Genomic DNA, 18,622 nt, shown 5'->3' with positions numbered 1-18,622 from the left:
TCGCTGGCGAGTGCTGACCGTGATCGAGTATAAGAATCGCCAACGGTGCACTCCAATAACGAATCCTCAAATCCTTATCGGCGTTTTTCTGTTTAGTTTATTTGCGAGCCTGGTAAGCCGGGGGCAAGGGGCGTTCTACACATTGGGTTCGATCGATATCACGATTGCTCGTTTTGTCGGCGCCGCTTCAGTTGCTACAGTGGCCAGTTGGCCCATGACGCACTGACACCGATGAAAAAGGTTCGCGACACTTCACCCCATGCACCCGATAGGCCCACTTCGCGCGGCCGTCGCCGTTTGCTGGGCGGACTCGCCGCGAGCGGTCTGGTGGTCGCACAACGTGCCGGCGCGGCCGCAAACCCGCTGCTAAAGCCACTTGATATCGCGCCATGGAGCCGCACGCCGGGCGCGCCGATACTCGAGCATCCCTATGGCTTGCCCTCAGCGCACGAGGCCGATGTGGTGCGTCGTAGCGCGAAGGCGTGGCCGTTGCCCGGGGCCGCTTCGTCGATGACGCCGCTAGCGGACCTGTTTGGCACGATCACGCCGAACGGCCTCGTCTACGAACGGCATCACAACGGTGTGCCGGATATCGATCCCGATCAGCACCGCCTCGTGATTCATGGTCTTGTACGCGAGCCGAAACTGTTCACGATGGATGATCTGGTTCGCCTGCCGTCCGAATCGCGGATCCATTTCATCGAATGTTCCGGCAATACCGGTGGCGAATGGAATGGACCGAGCGGTCAACCGGTGCAACTGACGCACGGTTTGCTGTCGTGCTGCGAATGGACGGGTGTACGGCTTTCGACCTTGCTGGAAGAAGTGGGGGGCCTGTCGACGTCGAAAGATGGGCAAGGTGGACGCGGCGGCTGGGTGCTGGCGGAGGGCGCGGATGCCGCGGCAATGACGCGCAGCTTGCCGCTCGATCGCATCCTCGAGCGCGCCATGGTGGTCTATGCGCAGAACGGCGAGCGTTTGCGCCCGGAGAACGGCTATCCGCTGCGCCTGATCGTGCCGGGCTTCGAAGGCAATACGAACGTCAAATGGCTGCGCCGCCTGAAGTTCGTCGATGCGCCGCTGCAGACGCGCGAGGAAACTTCTCGATACACGAGCCTGATGGCGAATGGAACCGCGCGGCAGTTCGCATTCGAAATGGATGCGAAGTCCGTGATCACCCGGCCTTCACCGGGGCATCGTCTGAGCACGCAAGGCTACTACCCGATCAGTGGCCTCGCCTGGTCGGGGCGCGGCACGATTCGCAAGGTCGAGGTATCGACGGATGCGGGCGTTACGTGGCAACTCGCGCGCATCGACGGAACCCCGGGCGATCGCGCGCTGACGCGCTTCCAACTGGACTGGTTGTGGCAAGGTGCGCCTGCAGTGATCCTGTCGCGCGCCACGGATTCGACCGGCTATGTGCAGCCTACGCGGGAAGCGCTAGTGGCGGCACGCGGGTTGAACTCGCAGTATCACTACAACGCGATTCAGCAGTGGCGTGTCGACGCGAGTGGCGAGGTGCGAAATGCTTAATGTGTTGAGACGTACGCTTGCGCCTGCAGCTTTTGTCGTTGCGAGTTTGCTCGCGTCGAACGCACACGCGGGCTACGGCGTCGGCACACCGTTATCGGACCAGGACCTCGCGGCGTGGAATATCGACATCGCGCCCGACGGCCATGGCTTGCCCGCAGGCAGCGGCGACGTCGCCACCGGTGCGCGCGTGTTTGCGGCCCAATGTGCCGCATGCCATGGCGCGCAGGGCCAAGGGCTGCTCGGAGATGCGTTAGTGGGTGGTCGCGGTACGCTGGCGAGTGCGAAGCCGAGGCGCACCGTCGGTAGCTACTGGCCCTATGCGACCACGCTGTTCGACTATATTCGTCGTGCAATGCCCTTTACCGCGCCCGAGTCGCTTTCAGCCGATGACGTCTATGCCGTTTGCGCATTCCTGCTCAACCAGAACGGCATCGTGCCACCGGATACCCGTCTGGACGCGCGGTCTTTGCCCGCTGTGAAAATGCCGAACCGCGACGGCTTCGTAGCCGATCCCCGACCGGGACGACTCTGAGCGGAGCCGAGGCGAAGCAGGCCGCTTCCCCTTATCGCCAATGCGGTTTTTGCTACGTTCTCCGAAAACCAATCCACAAAAACTTGTTTGCACTTGCTCGAGCGGGTCACTAGATTTGACTGGATGGTATTCACTCGACGGAGGTCGTATGGCCACGCATTCAGCGACGCTTTTCTGGGGCGGACTTCGCCACCCCGTGCGAAGCCTGCAAAAGCAATTGTCAAAACGCGTACCCGTGAATCTGGATCAATCCCCTGACGAGAGATCGGCGGCAGCCCGCAGCGGCCAATCGTCCGAGCGGTTGGAACGCATTGCCGCCTACGCGCGCAGCGGCTATTTTCATATGGAATACACTGCCGGCATGTTTGTCGTGCCGCTCGACATCCCGCCGGGATGATGCTCACGACCAGAACGCAAAGGAGGGCGCGATGACCGACGCTGTCGGGCAAGGCGATGCGCGCAAGCGTGTCGCGTGGATTGCCGGTGTGGGAGCGAGCGCTGGACTCGGTGCGGCGCTTGCGCGCCGTTTTGCTCGCGAGGGTTTTAGCGTTGCCGTGACGGGCCGTTCGCGTGAGCGGCTCGATGCCCTCGTCGATGAAATTCGCGGTACGGGTGGTCATGCTCTGGCATTCCCCGGCGACGTCACAAGCGAGAGTGACCTGATCGCAATTGCAAGGCAACTCGCTGAGACAGGCACGCTCGAAGCGGCAATTTTCAATGCCGCTGGCGGGATACGTGTGCCGACGCTCGAATTGACTGCCGAGCAGTTTGAAGCGGCGTGGCGCGTCACGACGCTCGGCGGCTTTCTGTTCGCCCGGGCGGCGCTGCCTGCGCTGCTGGCCGCGGGCCGAGGCTCGCTGCTGTTCACGGGTGCGACCGCTTCGTTGCGCGGCCGTCCGCCATTTGCCGCATTTGCCTCTGCCAAAGCCGCTTTGCGCTCACTTGCGCAGAGTCTCGCGCGCGAGTTCGGGCCAAAGAATATTCATGTTGCGCACGTGGTGATCGATGGAGGCATCGACGGCGAGCGGTTGCGTACATCGGCACCGCAGCGGGTTGCCGAAAGCGGTGCGGATGGTCTGCTCAATCCCGACGATATCGCCGAGGCCTATTGGCATCTCCATCAGCAGCGGCGCAGCGCATGGTCGCAGGAAATCGATCTGCGGCCGTTCAGCGAATCGTTTTGAGGGGAAGCGCGCTCTGGAATGAGCGCTTTGGTCGTCGATGCGCGCAGCGCTCGCAGTATCGAACTGTGAGCGCTGCGGTTCTTCTGACTAACCGGCCGCGAGGGAGCGGCCGGTGTTCACCCACTTAGAAGCGGTGGGTGATGCCGACGATTGCGGCGAGCTGATGGTTGTCAGCCGAGTAGGCGCTGCCGCTCAGATCGGCCACCGCCTTCTTGCCAGTCGAGTCGATACCCGAAGCGGTTTCGAAGAAGCCGATCGCGTAGAACGAAGTGCGCTTCGATACCGAGTAGATCGCGCCCAGGTTGAACTGGTTGTACTTTGCGCTGCCCAGGTCGTCTGCACCGCTGTTGTGCGTGTAGATATACGCGGCTGCCAGCAGCAGAGCCGGGTTCACCTGGTATTTCAGGTTGACTTCGCCCGAGTTGAACGTTGCATTGCCCGTGTACTTCGGAGCGGGGGTGATCTGACCGACGGCGGTGACCGAACCCAGGTTGCCGAATTGCGTGTTCGAGTACAGCAGGCCGACGGTTGCCGGTCCAATTGCATACGAACCGCCCGCCACGATGATCTGCTGCGAACCCGCCGAAGCGTAGCCGCCGTAGATCTTGTTATTCATGTTGTCGTTCGCACCCGTGGTCGAAGACGTCGGCGTCGACGAATTACCCTGGTTGCCGTAGGTCGCGTAGTACGGATCCTTCACGAACGTGTAGCCTGCGCCGAGGTGGAGCGGACCGTTTGCATACGAGACTGCCGCGTCGATCACCGAGTTCTTCGTGAAGTCGCCAGCCTGACCGCCGAGGCTGTACAGCGCGCCTGCCTGCAGACCGTTGTAGTTCGGGCTCACATACTTGAGCGAGTTCTGGACGCGGTTCGACGTATCGACGTTGTCGACGTCGCTGGCGCGCGTGCCGTAGCTGAGGCCCGAAGCGGCCCAATCGGCGCCGGAGGCGAACACGGAGGTCAGGTCGTTGCTGACCGAGTATTGACGGCCAGCCGTCAACGTACCGAACGTGGTGCTGCTCAAGCCGACGAAGGCTTTACGGCCGAATTCCAGGCCACCTTGGGACAGTGCGCCCGTGCCCGTGGTGTAGCCGCTTTCAAGGGTGAAGATTGCCGACAGACCGCCACCCAGGTCTTCCGTGCCCTTCAAGCCCCAGCGCGACGAGTTTGCCTGCGAGAGTGCGTATTCGTGCAAGCCTTTGACGTTGTTATTGAACAGAATACCCGCGTCGACGATACCGTACAGAGTCACGCTGCTTTGTGCATGTGCGGCGCCGGCAAACGCGCCAAGAGCGAGTAGTGCCACCGAGGTCTTTTTCATTTTCATCTGATTTCACTTTGTGTGAGTAGGGCTATCGCTCGCAAGGCGGGCGAGCCCCATTTATGTCAGCTGTTCGGTGCACGAATCGTATGGACTACGATATAAACCCCGCGCTCGAACAACCGGCTGATAGCGAGAACGGACGACAGCAATGCTGTTCCCGCGTTTTCTGCTCGGCCAGGACCTCCCCGTCTCCAGTTCGGGGTACCGCTGTCAGTGGCCAGTAAGAATGCCGTGAATATATCCAAAACAGAATTGTTTAGGGCTGGAAAATTTTGCTCTGTCTCGTTCTCACAACGTGCATAAGCGAGGCACCTATTACTTTGTTATGTGCATATATCGCGGCTGCACGAAACGACAGGCGTCGACACCCGATATGTTTTCAAAATGCTTTCAATGTAAGTGGCGGCAAGCTTTAAACCGGTCGATTGTCACGGGATTGCCCTGGATTGATGTCACCAGCCCGTGGGTCCATTTCTCATGCTGGCCGCGCAAACGTTAAAACAGAGAGCCTCGGCGCCAATACATAAGCAAAGCGAAATTTGTTGGTTGGGGCTCGCGCGGACCGCCGCGATACTTGGTTTCTCAGGGCCTAGAGAGCGCAGGTTATCGCGGGTTGACGTTGGCCCCTGCCTCGCATTAGCGCTCCATTTCTTCGGACAAGAGCTCTTCGCCATCCAGGCGTTTTAACAGCGCAGCGTTCGCGGCTTGCTTGCGAAACCATGCGGGAGATTGAAACCATCATGTCCACCCAGCTCGAATCGGTTACGACGCGCGATGCGATCAGCGTGAAGGCGGCTGTATCGGCGCGTACCAGGTTTTCGCGTGGCGCGGCCATTACGTGGCTCGCCGCGCTGGCGTGGTTCGGCAGCGCGGGGCTGACCCAATGTTGGGCCGCCGCCGATGATTGGCCTTACACGCGGCAATACCTCGTCATCAAGCTGGTGCTCGCGGTATTGGCTGTTGCCGTCGGCGTGGCCGGGTGGCGCAGCCGGGCGGGCGAAGACGGCAAAGCGGGCGATGCGCGTGCAGCGCAACATAATGTCAAACCGCAGGCGCGCGTCGATGCATGGGTACACGCGATGCCGTGGCTGCTCGCCTTGGCCGTGGGCATCACGGCGTGGGAAGTGCTGACCGTACAACTCGAATGGCTGCCGCGCCCTTTCTTCGCACCGCCGCAGGCGCTGATCGGTGTTTACGCGGAGGACTATCCGCGGCTCGGTTCGAGCATCGCGCATTCGTTTGGTCTGCTTGCCTATGGCTACGTGCTCGGTGCCGCGACCGGTTTTGTCGTGGGCGTCAGTATTGGCTGGTCGAAGGCGGTGGGCTACTGGGTGCATCCGGTGCTGCGTCTCATCGGCCCGCTGCCGGCGACCGCCTGGTTGCCACTGGCTTTCTTCTTCTTTCCATCGAGTTTCAGCGCCAGCGTGTTCCTGATCGCGCTCGCCACCGCGTTTCCGGTAGCTGTATTGACGTGGTCGGGCGTCGCCAGCGTCAACACGGCCTATTACGACATCGCGCGCACGCTGGGTGCGAGGCCCGGGTTTCTGATTCTCAGGGTGGCGATTCCCGCGGCGTTGCCGTCGGTTTTCGTGGGTCTTTTCATGGGACTCGGCGCATCGTTTTCAGTACTGATCGTCGCCGAGATGATGGGTGTGAAGGCCGGGCTCGGCTGGTATCTGCAGTGGGCGCAAGGCTGGGCCGCCTACGCAAACATGTATGCGGCGCTCTTCGTGATGGCGCTGATGTGCTCGGGCCTCATCACGCTGCTGTTCCGCGTTCGCGACCGGCTGCTCGGATGGCAGAAAGGATTGCTCAAATGGTAGCCGTACCCGAAGTGCTTGCGCGATCCGACAGTGGCCGTGCGCTGCGTGGCGGCGCGCGTATCGATGTGCGTCGTGTGAGCCATCAGTTCGCGCTGCGTGGCGCGACTTTGCCGGTGCTGCAGGACATCAACTTCTCTGTTGAACCCGGCGAGTTCGTTGCCTTGCTGGGACCGAGCGGTTGTGGCAAGTCGACGTTGCTGCGGCTTGTCGCCGGCCTCGATAAGCCGGCGCAAGGCACGCTGCACGCGGATGGTACCGAGATCACCGGGCCCGATCCGTCGCGGGTCGTTGTCTTCCAGGATCCCACGCTGTACCCGTGGCGTACGGTGCGCGGCAATGTCGGTGTGGGCCCCGAGGCGCAGCGCCGCCGGCGCGGCTGGCGACGCGACGCGCTTCACGACCAGACGCAGGACCGCATCGACGCCGTGCTGAAACTCGTCGGTCTTGGCGAATTCGCCGACGCGTTTCCGCATCAGCTCTCAGGCGGCATGGCGCAGCGTGTGGCGCTGGCGCGCGCGCTCGTCAACGATCCTGCGTTGCTGGTGCTCGACGAGCCGTTCGGCAAGCTCGATTCGCTGACGCGCATCCGCATGCAGGGTGAACTGGCGCGTCTGTGGCAGGGCGCAGGTTTCTCGGTCCTGCTCGTGACCCACGACGTCGAAGAGGCATTGCTGCTTGCCGACCGGGTCATCGTGTTGTGCGAGCGGCCGGCACGCATCCTCGCGGAAGTTCGCAACGACGCGCCTTATCCACGGCATCGCGACGATCCGAAGCTGGTTGCGCTGCGCCGCGAAGTGCTTGCGCAACTGGGTCTGGAAACCTGAGCACGCATCCGTACCATATTGACCACACGACGAAAACGCAAAATGACATTCAGCAACGACACTTCTCCCGTGAGCCTCGCGCGCCGCGCGTGGCTTCGCAAGACCGCCTGGGCAGCCGGGGCGGCCGCGTTTGGCGGCACTTCGCTGGGTCTGGCGGTGCCGCTCGCCTCTGCGCAAACGCCGCTCAAGCCACTGAATCTTTCGTGGAATGCAGGGGCGATCTGCACGGCGCCAGTCGCGGTTGCGGACAAGCAGGGTTTTTTCACCCGTCATGGCCTGCAGGTGGAACTGGTTAACTTCGCCGGTTCGACCGATCAACTCCTCGAGGCGATTGCGACGGGCAAGTCCGACGCCGGCGTCGGCATGGCGCTGCGCTGGCTGAAGCCCCTGGAGCAGGGCTTCGACGTGAAGCTGACTGCAGGCATACACGGCGGCTGCATGCGGCTTCTGGCGACGCGCAGTTCGGGCATTGTCGATGTGGCCGGGCTGAAAGGGCGCATTGTCGGCGTGAGCGACATGGCAAGCCCGACCAAGAACTTCTTTGCGATCGTGCTGAAGAAGCAGGGCATCGATCCCGACACGGAGGTCACGTGGCGGCAGTATCCGGCCAACCTGCTGGGCGAAGCGCTGAAGAAAGGCGAGGTCCACGCAATCGCGGACGGCGATCCGACCATCTGGAACATTCGCGAATCGGATCACCTGTATGAAGTGTCGAACAACCTGTGCGGCGAGTATCAGACGCGCTCGTGCTGCGTGCTCGGCGTACGCGGTTCGCTGATCCGCAAAGACCGGGCGACCGCCCAGGCGTTGACACAGGCGTTGCTGGAAGCAACCGAATGGACTGCTAATAATCCGCAGAAGGCGGCGGAGATATTCTCGGTGCACGCGCCATCCGCGGACGTCAACCAGTTGACCGCGATGCTGAAGAGTCACACCGATCATCATCACCCTACGGGCGATGTGTTCAGGAAAGAAATTGCACTTTACGCCGACGATCTGAAAGCCGTCAATGTGCTCAACAGCGGCACCGATTCGAATCGCCTCGCTTCGCGGGTGTTTTCGGACGTGTTGACGACGTAGAACGGGCGCTTGTTGCGACGTCTTGCCTGCCTGCTGCTATGGCTCGGGGCAGGCAAGAGGAGCAGGCGCCGGGCCGGCCCTCAGTGCTGTATGCCCCAGCGGCGCACGGTAATGCGCTCGAGCGTATCGAACACCAGATGCTCGATCAGGAGGCCGATCACAATGACGGCCGCGAGGCCCGCGAAGACCCGGTCCGTATACAGCTCATTGCGGTTCTCGAAGATGTACCAGCCGAGGCCGCCACTACCGGAACTGGTGCCGAACACCAGTTCAGCGGCGATCAGTGTGCGCCACGCGAAGGCCCAGCCTACCCGCAACCCGGCGAGTATCGACGGCAACGCCGCCGGCACCAGAATCGACACGACGTGGCGCAAGCCCGTGAGACCGTAGTTGCGGCCCGTCATGCGCAGTGTCGCGGGCACTGCCCGAAAGCCTGAATACGTGTTCAGTGCAAGCGGCCACAACACGGCGTGAACCAGCACGAACAGCAGGCTTCCCGTGCCAAGGCCAAACCACAGCAACGCAAGCGGCAACAGCGCAATCGACGGCAGCGGATTGAACATCGCGGTCAGCATGGTGAGCAGGTCACGGCCAATGCGGGTCGAAACGGCCAGTGAAGTCAGCACGAACGCGCATGCGACGCCAAGCAGATAGCCGCGCAGCAGCACCGACATCGACACGGCAGTCTTCTGCAGCAACTCGCCGGACCAGATGCCCTGCACGAATGCGCTAAGCGTGGCGCTGAACGTCGGCAGTAACAGATCGTTGTTGACCGCGCGAGCCGCGAATTCCCAGATGATCACGAGGACCAGCGCGATCAGCGTCTTGCGCAGCCATGTCTGCGCGAAAATGCGTTTGCCGATCGGCAAGGGCGCTTCGACCGCGATATCGCCGAGCGGCTCCAATGGACGTTCGTATTCCTCGCGAACGGGGGGCAGCAAAGTAGGGGGCGTGCTCATTGCGCGGAGTCCGTCTGTTCGAACAGCAGATGATGGATGCGCTCGGCCGTACGCTGAAAATCGCTACGACCGGTACTGTCCTGCGTGTATTGATGACTATTGAGCTCGGCGCGCACGCGGCCCGGATGCGGGGACAGCAACAGAATCCGGTTGCCGACAATCAACGCTTCCTCGATCGAATGGGTCACGAACAGCAGCGTGAAATTGACCTCTTCCCATAGGCGCAGCAGCTCCTCCTGCATCTTGCGGCGCGTCAAGGCGTCGAGCGCGGCGAACGGCTCATCCATCAGCAGAACGCGCGGCTGCATCGCCAGCGCCCGTGCGATGGCGACGCGTTGTTTCATGCCGCCCGACAAGGTATGGGGATACGCTTTTGCAAACGACGCAAGCCCCACCTTGTCGAGGTAGTGCAGTGCCCGTTCATTGGCTTCGGCACGCGAGAGTTTCCTGGCCACGCGCAACGGAAACACAACGTTTTGCAGCACGGTCTTCCACGGCGGCAACTGGTCGAACTCCTGAAACACCACGATACGGTCGGGGCCCGGCCCGTGCACGGGTTGTCCGTCAAGCGAGATACTGCCGGAGGTGGGTTGGATGAACCCCGCGACGGCCTTGAGCAGCGTCGACTTACCGCAGCCCGAGGGACCGAGCAGCACGAAACGATCCCCGCCGTAGACGTCGAAACTGACCTGATGGGTCGCGCGAACGATCCGTTCGCGCGTGCGGTATTCGAGGCTTACGCGGTCCACCGCCAGAAGTTTTTCACTGGTTTGCGGACGCGTGATGACCGGCGCGGTATCGGTAATCGTATCCATCAGCTTCCCGCCGCCGTCGCTGGGTCGTCGAAGAAGTAGTCTTTCCACGACTTCGGTTCGTTTTTGATCGCGCCAACCCGGTACATGAACTGCGCCAGTCCGAAGGTATTCTGCGGGGCGACCTTGAACTGAACCTGCGGATTCTTGATGATCTTCAACAACAGGTTGCGGTCGATTTTCGACTGGTTCACGCGGATATAGATGTCGGCTGCGGCATCCGGATTGGCGGAAACGAAGCGTGCCGCGTCGGCAAGCGCATCGACGAAGGCCCGATACGTTTTCGGGTTCGAGTCGCGGAATTTTTCAGTCGCATACAGAACCGTGGCCGAGCTCGGTCCACCGAGCACGTCGTACGAATTCAGCACGATGTGCGCCTTGGGATTGCCGGCGAGTTCCTGATCCTGAAACGGCGGATTGCCAAAATGCCCGGTAATTTCCGTGCCGCCAGCGATAATCGCAGCAGCCGCATCGGGATGCGGAATTGCCTGGGTGTACTTGTCAAGCCGGTTGTAATCCTTGTCGCCCCACTGTTTTGCGGCGGCGAACTGCAGTACCCGCGATTGAACCGACACGTTGACCGCCGGTACGGCGATGCGGTCCTTGTCGGTGAAATCGGCAATCGTTTTCACGTTCGGGTTGTTGGACACGAGGTAGTAGGGCAGATTGCCGAGCGAGGCGACACCCTTGACGTTTTGCTTGCCATGCGTGCGGTCCCAGATCGTCAGCAGGGGGCCGACGCCGGCTCCGGCGATATCCACCGCGCCGGAGAGCAGCGCGTCATTGACCGCTGCGCCACCTGAGAGCCTGAGCCAGTCCACCTTGATGTCGATGCCCTGCTTGTGCCCCTCCTTTTCGATGAACTGCTGGTCGCGCGCCACGTTGAGCAGCAGATAGACCACGCCAAACTGCTCGGCGACGCGAATCTGCCCTTCGGCATGCGCTAGCGTCGGAGCGGCGAGGCTGGCGGCGCCGATCGAGATCGTGAGCATGCTCGCTGCAAAACGGCGAGCGAAAGACGGCCCAACGGCCGTCGGGCGAAAAGTGGACTGCATTGAAACTCCGGTCAGCGTGTGGGCGTGCGCAAGCGGGCGCAGACGGACGAACAGGGCCGTCAGAACGGCACGTCGCCTTCGATGGTTGTGCGATACATCTTGCGGCGCAGATGGTCGGGTGTGCCAGCGGCGAGATGCATCAGCGAGCGGTTGTCCCAGAACACCATGTCGTGTTCCGCCCACTTGTGCGTGTACAGATGCTCGGGGCGCACGCTATGCGCGAACAGTTCTTCGAGCAGTTGCTGGCTTTCGTCTTCAGGCAGCCCAATGATGCGGGTGGTGAAATGCTCGCTGACGAAAAGCGCCTTGCGGCCCGTCTCCGGATGCGTGCGGACCACCGGATGCACGACCGGTTTGACCTGGGCAATCTGCTCGGCAGACAGATTCGGCCGCCACGGACTACGCTTTTGCAATTCCGCGTACTTCGCGAGATACGTGTGCTCCGCCGAGCGCCCTTCTACAGCAGTGCGCAGATGAGCGGGTAACGTGTCCCACGCAAGGTGCATGTTGGCGAACAGGGTATCGCCGCCTTCGGACGGCAGTTCCTGGGCATGCAACATCGAGCCGAGGCTCGGTGTTTCCTTGTACGACAGGTCGGAGTGCCAGAAATGGCCGGCGTCGCCCAGGCCGATCGGCTTGCCGTCTTCGACGATGTTCGAGACGATCAGCACTTCCGGATGCCCTGAGAGCTGAAACTGGTGCAGCACGTGGATCTGCAGCGGACCGAAGCGGCGGCTGAAGGCAATCTGCTCCTCAGGCGTGATGCGCTGGTCGCGAAACACCAGTACGTGGTGGTCGAGGTGCGCGCGATGAATGCGCGCAAAATCTTCGGCAGCCAGCGGCTGGCTCAGATCGAGCCCGAGGACTTCGGCGCCCACAGGGCCGTCGAAGGCCCGAATTTCAATGGCCTGGGGAACGGCGTGGTGCGCGGACACAGCGCGGTCGGTAGCAATCGTCACACTAAACTCTTTGGTCGGTCGCAGCGGAGGCGCCGGTGGTGGCGCGATGCCCCCAATTTACCGGCCTGTACAGTCAAGAGCAACGAAGCAAATGCGATACGTTTATCTGCTGGAGTGATAAACCCGACGCTGCACCGGACGCGGCGGGCATCGAGCTCAAATTGACGAAATGTCCAATAATGGATAATCTGTCTTTTATCGATGTCCCGTGAGCCGTCCCTATGACGAAACAGACCCCTGAGCAGCGCGCACTGCTCGCGCAGGTCGGCCAGATCGCAGCAGGATTGGCTGAGACTTTTGCGCCGTTTTGCGAGGTGGTCGTGCACGATCTGCTCGACCCCAAATATGCCGTTCTGGCGATCCACAACAATCTGTCCGGCCGGGAAGTCGGCCACCCGGCAACCGAACTCGGACTGGCGCGCATCGCCGACCCGGAATATCCCCAGGTCATTGCGAACTACGCCAATCAGTTTGCGGATGGCCGTGCGGCAAAAAGCACCTCGATCGGCATCAAGGATTCATCCGGCCAATACGTCGCCGCGTTGTGCATGAATATCGACCTGACGCTGTTCCGCGGCTTGCAGAGCGCCGTCGGTCAATTTGTCCGGGTCGATGCGGACTCGGCCATGAAAGAATCGCTGGACCCGGCGGGGGCTGACCTGATCCGCGCGCGCATCGACGAGTTTGCGGCCAGACTCGCTACCACGCCGCGCGCTCTCAAGACGGAAGACCGCCGTACGCTCCTGCGTGAACTTAAGGACTCCGGTGTAATGGAGATCCGCAGGGCGATGGAAGTGACGGCGCAGTATCTGGGTGTCTCACGAGCGACGGTGTATAGCGATGCGAAGTGATGCACGCCGCTGGGGTGTTTTCGGAGCCGGGGTCGGCGCCTGGGTCGGCGACACGCCGGATCGCCACACCATTAACGTCAGGAACGAACATGTCTAAAGCTCAGTACATCGACCCGCTCACTGGAGCGCTGTATCCGTTCGAGCAACCGCGCTGGTGCTCGGATAACCAGACACCGCTTCTCATCACGCCACTGCAAGGCATCGGACGTGACGATATCGACCGCAGCAATCGTTCGCTATGGCGCTACCGTGCTGCGCTGCCGGTCGATATCGCTCAACCGGTTTCGATGGGGGAGGGATGTACCCCATTGGTGCAGAAGGAATGGAATGAGCACCGTCCGTTTTTTAAACTGGAGTGGTTCAATCCGACATGCAGCTTCAAGGACCGCGGCACGGCGGTCATGCTGTCGTTCCTGCGCCAGATCGGCGTGAACGCTGTGCTCGAAGACAGTTCGGGCAACGGTGGCGCATCGGTTGCTGCGTTCGGTGCAGCCGCAGGCATGCGCGTGAAGATTCTTGCCCCGGCTTACACGTCTCCAGCCAAGGTGGCTCAGGTCCGCGCATACGGTGCCGAGATCCAGCTGGTTGAGGGGCCGCGCGAAGAGTCGCAGGCGGAGGCGATTCGCCAATCCGCCGAGATCTTCTACTCCAGCCATAACTGGCAGCCGTTCTTTCTGCAGGGCACCAAGTCCATTGCTTACGAACTATGGGAAGACTTCAATTTCGAGGCGCCGGACAACATCATCATTCCGGTGGGAGCGGGAAGCAACCTGCTCGGTTGTGACATTGGCTTCAAGGAGCTTCTTGCGGCAGGGCAGATCAAAAAGCTGCCACGTCTGTTTGCGTCGCAGCCGCTGAACTGCTCGCCGCTCGATGCATCGTTCCATGCCGGGGTCGACACGCCCGTGGCCCGGCCGGTCCTGAAGACGGTCGCAGAAGGCACGGCGATTGCGCATCCGCTTCGTCTGCGGGAAATGATTACCGCACTGCGGGACAGCGGTGGTTCGACGGTAGCCGTTTCCGAAGACGACATTGTTGCCGCGCTTAAAAAGCTGGCGCGTCAGGGCGTCTTTGTTGAACCGACCTGCGCGCACGCCGCCGCCGCACTCGACGAGTTGAGCCGTCGCGGCACCATCAAGGCAAACGAGCGCACGGTCGTGCTGTTGACGGGGACAGGGATCAAGGCTGCAGGCTACATCGCGGAGCTGTTTGCTCAACCTGCTGCGTAGTTACCACACTCGTTCGAATACTTGTCCAGGTAAGATTTGGCGCAGAGATAATACGGTATATACTGTTTTCGAAACACGTCAACGGCCCTTATCGGTTAAGGAGCATATATGCCGGATAAACATCTCTCCAGCCAGTTTGACGCCGATCTCACGCTGCTCTCCACGCGCTTGCTCGCCATGGGTGGGTTGGTGGAGTCGCAGATCGCGTATGCGATGCAGGCCCTGGATACCTTCGAGCTCGATTTTGTCGAACTCGTCCTCGAAGGCGAGCGCCGTCTGAATACGATGGAAATCGAGCTCGACGAAGAAATCTGCAATGTCATCGCGCGTCGACAGCCGGCCGCTCGCGACCTGCGTCTGCTAATGGCGGCTTCGAAATGCGTCACCAATCTCGAGCGTGCGGGCGACGAGGCGCGCAAGATCGCCAAGCGGATCCGCCGCATTGCGCCGCAGGTCAGTGCGCAGGACGTCAACATCGCCGAGATCAAGATCTCGGGGGCCATGGCTGCGAGCGTGCTGCGCCGCGCGCTGGACGCATTTGCGCGCATGGACACGGCTGCCGCCGAGCAGATCATTCTGGACGACGAGGCGATCGATAACGAGTTCAGGGCCTTTGTGCGCAAGCTCGTGACGTCAATGACGGAAAACCCCCGCACGATCTCGACGGCGTTGGACTATCTGTCTATCGCCAAGGCGATCGAGCGGATTGGCGACCATGCGACTAACATTGCTGAATCCGTCGTGTATGTGGTTCGTGGCACCGATATCCGTCACGAGCATAGAAAGCGGCAAGAACCCGAAGCGGTGCGCACTTAAATACACGGCGGCGGGCCGGGCCCTCGCGGCCCGCCGCCGTCATCCTGCGTAAACACCTTAACCGCCCACGGCGCCCTGGGTGTTCACGTGGACCGCGTAAATGGATTGTGACGAAGCCATGAACAGGCGGTTGCGGGCGCGGCCGCCAAAACACAGGTTCGCACAACGCTCAGGCAGTGCGATGCGGCCGATCGGCTTTCCAGCCGGCGAGATGATCACCACGCCGTCCAGTTCGTCGCTACCCATACCCCAGCCGCACCACAGGTTGCCGTCAATATCGGCGCGCATGCCGTCGATCGTACCTGGCCCCGCATTGTAGAAAACGCGTCCCTTACCGATTCTTTTCCCATCCGGCGCCATCTCATAGACGTGGATCAGGCGCTCAGGCACGGCGCGCGATTCGATGATGTACAGCAAGCGTTCGTCAGGTGAAAAACACAAACCGTTAGGCCCCTTCAGATCACGCGTGACAACGGAAGCTTCTCCCGTGACACCGTCGATCCGGTACACCGAATGCGGAAGTTCCTGCTCGGCCTTGATGCCTTCATAGTGACCTGCGATACCCATTGGCGGGTCGGTGAACCAGATCGAGCCATCCGACTTGACCACCACGTCATTCGGCGAGTTCAGCCGCTTGCCTTCGAACGAATCCATCAGCACGGTAATGCTGCCGTCATATTCGGTGCGTGTCACACGGCGGCCATGTTCGCAGGTGACGAGACGGCCCTGCCGGTCGCGCGTATTGCCGTTGGCGAAGTTCGACGGTTTGCGAAACACGCTGACCACACCGGTCTCTTCCTCCCATTTCAGCATCTGATTGTTCGGGATGTCGCTCCATAACAGATAGCGTCCATCGCCGAACCACACCGGCCCTTCCGTCCAGCGGTAGCCGGTGGCGAGGCGCTCGACCGCGGAGAACGCGACGCGATATTGATCGAAGGATGGATCGAGCGAGATGACGCGGGGGTCGGGATAGCGCTCAGCCTGCTGCCACATGGGTTTGTCTCCGTGTTGGGGGTAAGTGGATGGCGGATCATGGCTCAGTATACGGTAAAACGAGTAAGCGCTTTCTCTTGTCTTCCCATCCCGGTTCTACTAAAGTGCCTGAATATTAGATGCTTTCGATTGGGTGGCGGTGCGACTCATACGTCAAAAGAAAGCGATTACATTATTGGAGACATATGGACACGGGAAAGTATCGGTATGTGGTCGCCGGGTTGCTCTTCATGGCCGGTGCGATCAACTACATGGATCGGGCGGCACTCGGCATCGTCGCGCCAATCGTCAGCAAGACGCTCGAACTGTCGCCGTCGCAACTCGGCGTCATCTTCAGCAGCTTCTTCATCGGCTATTCGATCTTCTCGTTCCTGGGCGGCTATTTCGCAGACAAGTTCGGCACGCTGCGCGTCTTCACGTGGGCTATGGGATTCTGGTCGCTGTTTTGCGGACTGACCGCGAGCGCAACCGGCTTTGTCTCGCTGCTGGTGTATCGGGTGTTCTTCGGCATCGGCGAAGGGCCCATGAGCTCCAACACCAACCGCACGATCTCGAACTGGTTTCCCCGTCATGAAACCGCGACGATGATCGGCTTCACCTTCTCCGGACAGACGCTCGGCAACGCGATTGCAGGACCGGTGGTGGGTTTGATCGCCATCGGCTTCGGCTGGCGCGCGTCGTTTATCGTGATCGCCGTACTGGGTTTCCTGTGGCTGCTGTTGTGGCGTCTGTTCGTCACCGATAAGCCCAGCCAGAGCCGCCGCGTCGGCGAGGGCGAAGCAAAACTGATCAACGATAGCCGTGCCATCGCGGAAGCACGTAATGTCGAAGACGACGGCATGACGCTCGGCGCGTATCTGCGCCGTCCGAGCACACTGGCACTCGGTGCCGGTCTGTTCGCGGTGAACTACACGCAGTACGTTTTCATCTCGTGGCTGCCGAGCTATCTGACCAACGTGATGCATCTCGATCTGAAGTCGATGAGCATCATCACGTCGATTCCGTGGATCTGCGGAGCGATTGGCTATTTCGGCGGCGGGGTGATCGGCGACATCGTCTATAAGCGCATGGACGATCCGATCAAGGCGCGCAAACTGGTCGCCACGATTCCGCTGGCGTTGTCGGGCGTCGCGGTGCTGAGCATCACCTCGGCCGGGTCGTTGACGGCGGCGGTTGCATTGATTGCCGCCGCGTTGCTGTTCCTGACCGGATCGTGCCAGTCGATCTGGGCGATCCAGCACGAGATCCTGCCGCTGCACCGCCAGGGCGGCGTGGGCGGCTTCATTCACTTTCTGAGCAACCTGTCGGGGATCATCGGGCCGGCGTTGACGGGAATGCTGATCCAGTATTTTGGCGGTTATCACAGCGCGTTTATGTTCGGTGCACTGATCGATTTCGCGGGTGTGCTCGCGATGCTGGTCTTTATCCGCAGCCGGCCGCAGATCAGTGCGGCGGTGGCGGCTCATTCGCCGAATTGAGCAGGCGAGGCGAGTGTGTGGTTCCGCTGCGCGCTTCGGCTGTGAGCGAAGCGTGCCGCTTGCTGACGAAGATGAACCTCGCAACGAGACCGCACAGCGGCGGCTCGTCAGTTGCCCGGCGTATGCAGCAGGGAACGGGCATCGACTGCAGACGGATTGACGCACGTCGCCGTGAGGCGTCCTTCGAGCGCGTCGGCCAGATTCTGCGCGGCGCGGCGCGCCATGGCTTCGCGTGTCTGGGCTGTGGCCGAGCCGATATGCGGCACGAGCACCACATTCGGCAGCGCGCATAGCGGCGAATCGGCGGGCAGCGGCTCGCGTTCGAATACGTCGAGCCCCGCGCCGAGAATGCGGCCCTCACGTAGCGCGTCCGTCAGCGCCGCTTCGTCGACCACCTGGCCGCGCGCACAGTTGACGAGAATCGCGCTCGACTTCATCAAACGCAATTCGGCCGCGCCGATCAGCTTCTCGGTCGCGGCGGAAAGCGGCACCAGCACGCACACGAAGTCCGCTTCGGCCAGCAGCGTGGGCAACGGACACCATTTCGCACCGAACGCTTCCTCCGCGGCCACATTGCGCGAGCGGTTCGCATAGAGCACGTTCATCCCGAAGCCGTGCGCCGCGCGCCGGGCCACCGCGGCACCAATGCGGCCGAGGCCGATGATACCGAGCGTCTTGTGGTGCACGTCGACGCCGAATTGCGCAGGCCCCGACGAGCTCTGCCATTCACCGCGGCGGATGGAGGCGTCGAGTTCGGCGATGCGGCGCGCCGTGGCGAGGATCAACGCGAACATCAGATCGGCCGTCGTCTCGGTGACTTCGTCCGGGGTGTTGCACAGCACGATGCCGCGGCGCGTGAGATCCGCCACGTCGAAGTCGTCGTAGCCGGCGGAGACGGTCGACACCACTTCGAGTTTGGGCGCAGCATCGAGAAATTCAGCGTTCAGCTTGAGCTTGTTGCCGATCGTGCCATGCGCGTTCGCGAGGGCCGCGAGGAAGGCGTCGCGCTGGGTGTCGGCGTCGGCGCAGGTCACGTCGTATTGAGCTTCGAGGATGCGCAGGGCTGCGGCAGGCAGCTTGCGGTAGGCGACAACACTTTTTTTCATCGGGACATCCGGTTTGAAAAGAGAAAGGAGCGCGTAGCCCAAAAAATGCTAACTTTGAGAA

The 18,622-nt window shown here is 61.5% G+C and carries 18 protein-coding genes; 11 read left to right on the top strand and 7 right to left on the bottom strand.

Translation table 11 applies throughout. From position 1 onward, the window contains the following. The first annotated feature begins 231 nt into the window (after positions 1 to 231). The 4 genes from soxC (at position 232) to P3T17_RS28565 (ending at position 3,249) form a co-directional block, all read left to right on the top strand. The gene (soxC, locus tag P3T17_RS28580) at positions 232 to 1,533 is read left to right on the top strand and encodes a sulfite dehydrogenase (RefSeq protein WP_429409769.1); all 1,302 of its coding nucleotides are present in this window, start codon (positions 232 to 234) and stop codon (positions 1,531 to 1,533) included. Continuing rightward, on the top strand, positions 1,526 to 2,065 hold the full coding sequence (locus tag P3T17_RS28575) for a c-type cytochrome (RefSeq protein WP_429409768.1): 540 nt from the start codon (positions 1,526 to 1,528) through the stop codon (positions 2,063 to 2,065). The genes soxC and P3T17_RS28575 overlap by 8 nt, the downstream gene beginning before the upstream one ends. Before the next feature lie 148 nt (positions 2,066 to 2,213). Beyond that, positions 2,214 to 2,462, top strand: a complete 249-nt coding sequence (locus P3T17_RS28570) for a hypothetical protein (protein WP_074268043.1) — start codon at positions 2,214 to 2,216, stop codon at positions 2,460 to 2,462. Between the two features lie 31 nt (positions 2,463 to 2,493). Next, positions 2,494 to 3,249: an SDR family NAD(P)-dependent oxidoreductase gene (locus tag P3T17_RS28565; RefSeq protein ID WP_429409767.1), complete on the top strand. Its 756-nt coding sequence runs from the start codon at positions 2,494 to 2,496 to the stop codon at positions 3,247 to 3,249. A 124-nt stretch (positions 3,250 to 3,373) separates the two neighbouring features. Here the strand turns inward: P3T17_RS28565 and P3T17_RS28560 are convergent, their stop codons facing one another. Beyond that, positions 3,374 to 4,570 carry a porin gene (locus P3T17_RS28560; protein ID WP_429409766.1) on the bottom strand — a complete coding sequence of 399 codons (1,197 nt, stop codon included), beginning with the start codon at positions 4,568 to 4,570 and terminating at the stop codon, positions 3,374 to 3,376. A gap of 743 nt (positions 4,571 to 5,313) precedes the next feature. Between P3T17_RS28560 and P3T17_RS28555 the strand changes: the two genes are divergently transcribed. From P3T17_RS28555 to P3T17_RS28545, 3 genes are read left to right on the top strand one after another with little or no spacing between them, the layout of a single operon-like run. Continuing rightward, positions 5,314 to 6,396 (top strand): ABC transporter permease, encoded by a 1,083-nt coding sequence (locus tag P3T17_RS28555; protein WP_429409765.1) that lies wholly within the window; start codon positions 5,314 to 5,316, stop codon positions 6,394 to 6,396. Continuing rightward, positions 6,390 to 7,220 carry an ABC transporter ATP-binding protein gene (locus tag P3T17_RS28550; protein ID WP_429409764.1) on the top strand — a complete coding sequence of 277 codons (831 nt, stop codon included), beginning with the start codon at positions 6,390 to 6,392 and terminating at the stop codon, positions 7,218 to 7,220. The genes P3T17_RS28555 and P3T17_RS28550 overlap by 7 nt, the downstream gene beginning before the upstream one ends. Positions 7,221 to 7,262: 42 nt before the next feature. After that, positions 7,263 to 8,300 carry an ABC transporter substrate-binding protein gene (locus tag P3T17_RS28545; RefSeq protein WP_429288578.1) on the top strand — a complete coding sequence of 346 codons (1,038 nt, stop codon included), beginning with the start codon at positions 7,263 to 7,265 and terminating at the stop codon, positions 8,298 to 8,300. Between the two features lie 80 nt (positions 8,301 to 8,380). Here the strand turns inward: P3T17_RS28545 and P3T17_RS28540 are convergent, their stop codons facing one another. From P3T17_RS28540 to P3T17_RS28525, 4 genes are read right to left on the bottom strand one after another with little or no spacing between them, the layout of a single operon-like run. Beyond that, the gene (locus tag P3T17_RS28540; protein ID WP_429409763.1) at positions 8,381 to 9,259 is read right to left on the bottom strand and encodes an ABC transporter permease; all 879 of its coding nucleotides are present in this window, start codon (positions 9,257 to 9,259) and stop codon (positions 8,381 to 8,383) included. After that, on the bottom strand, positions 9,256 to 10,074 hold the full coding sequence (locus P3T17_RS28535) for an ABC transporter ATP-binding protein (RefSeq protein ID WP_429409762.1): 819 nt from the start codon (positions 10,072 to 10,074) through the stop codon (positions 9,256 to 9,258). The genes P3T17_RS28540 and P3T17_RS28535 overlap by 4 nt, the downstream gene beginning before the upstream one ends. Further along, a complete protein-coding gene (locus P3T17_RS28530) occupies positions 10,074 to 11,126 on the bottom strand; it encodes an ABC transporter substrate-binding protein (RefSeq protein ID WP_429409761.1) in 1,053 nt (350 codons plus the stop codon). Before P3T17_RS28530 ends, P3T17_RS28535 begins: the two co-directional genes overlap by 1 nt. Positions 11,127 to 11,185: 59 nt before the next feature. After that, a complete protein-coding gene (locus tag P3T17_RS28525) occupies positions 11,186 to 12,085 on the bottom strand; it encodes a TauD/TfdA dioxygenase family protein (RefSeq protein WP_429288582.1) in 900 nt (299 codons plus the stop codon). Between the two features lie 221 nt (positions 12,086 to 12,306). Between P3T17_RS28525 and P3T17_RS28520 the strand changes: the two genes are divergently transcribed. The 3 genes from P3T17_RS28520 (at position 12,307) to phoU (ending at position 14,981) form a co-directional block, all read left to right on the top strand. Then, entirely contained in the window at positions 12,307 to 12,936 is a 630-nt protein-coding gene (locus P3T17_RS28520) for a helix-turn-helix transcriptional regulator (protein WP_429409760.1), read from the top strand. Positions 12,937 to 13,025: 89 nt separating this feature from the next. Beyond that, positions 13,026 to 14,165 (top strand): threonine synthase, encoded by a 1,140-nt coding sequence (locus P3T17_RS28515; RefSeq protein WP_429409759.1) that lies wholly within the window; start codon positions 13,026 to 13,028, stop codon positions 14,163 to 14,165. 108 nt (positions 14,166 to 14,273) lie between these two features. Next, positions 14,274 to 14,981, top strand: a complete 708-nt coding sequence (gene phoU / locus P3T17_RS28510; protein ID WP_074268055.1) for a phosphate signaling complex protein PhoU — start codon at positions 14,274 to 14,276, stop codon at positions 14,979 to 14,981. A gap of 57 nt (positions 14,982 to 15,038) precedes the next feature. On the opposite strand, the gene P3T17_RS28505 is transcribed toward phoU, so the two are convergent. Then, a complete protein-coding gene (locus P3T17_RS28505; RefSeq protein WP_429409758.1) occupies positions 15,039 to 15,977 on the bottom strand; it encodes an SMP-30/gluconolactonase/LRE family protein in 939 nt (312 codons plus the stop codon). 185 nt (positions 15,978 to 16,162) lie between these two features. On the opposite strand from P3T17_RS28505, the gene P3T17_RS28500 reads away from it, so the two are divergent. Continuing rightward, positions 16,163 to 17,455 carry an MFS transporter gene (locus P3T17_RS28500; RefSeq protein ID WP_074268057.1) on the top strand — a complete coding sequence of 431 codons (1,293 nt, stop codon included), beginning with the start codon at positions 16,163 to 16,165 and terminating at the stop codon, positions 17,453 to 17,455. Positions 17,456 to 17,562: 107 nt separating this feature from the next. On the opposite strand, the gene P3T17_RS28495 is transcribed toward P3T17_RS28500, so the two are convergent. Beyond that, entirely contained in the window at positions 17,563 to 18,561 is a 999-nt protein-coding gene (locus P3T17_RS28495) for a 2-hydroxyacid dehydrogenase (RefSeq protein ID WP_429409757.1), read from the bottom strand. Between the last annotated feature and the right edge of the window lie 61 nt (positions 18,562 to 18,622).

The sequence above is a fragment of the Paraburkholderia sp. GAS82 genome (assembly GCF_050436285.1).
In the GTDB taxonomy this organism is placed as follows: Bacteria; Pseudomonadota; Gammaproteobacteria; order Burkholderiales; family Burkholderiaceae; genus Paraburkholderia; species Paraburkholderia phenazinium_B.
The sequence above is the reverse complement of the archived record's forward strand: the minus strand, read 5'-3'. Positions and strand labels throughout refer to the sequence as shown.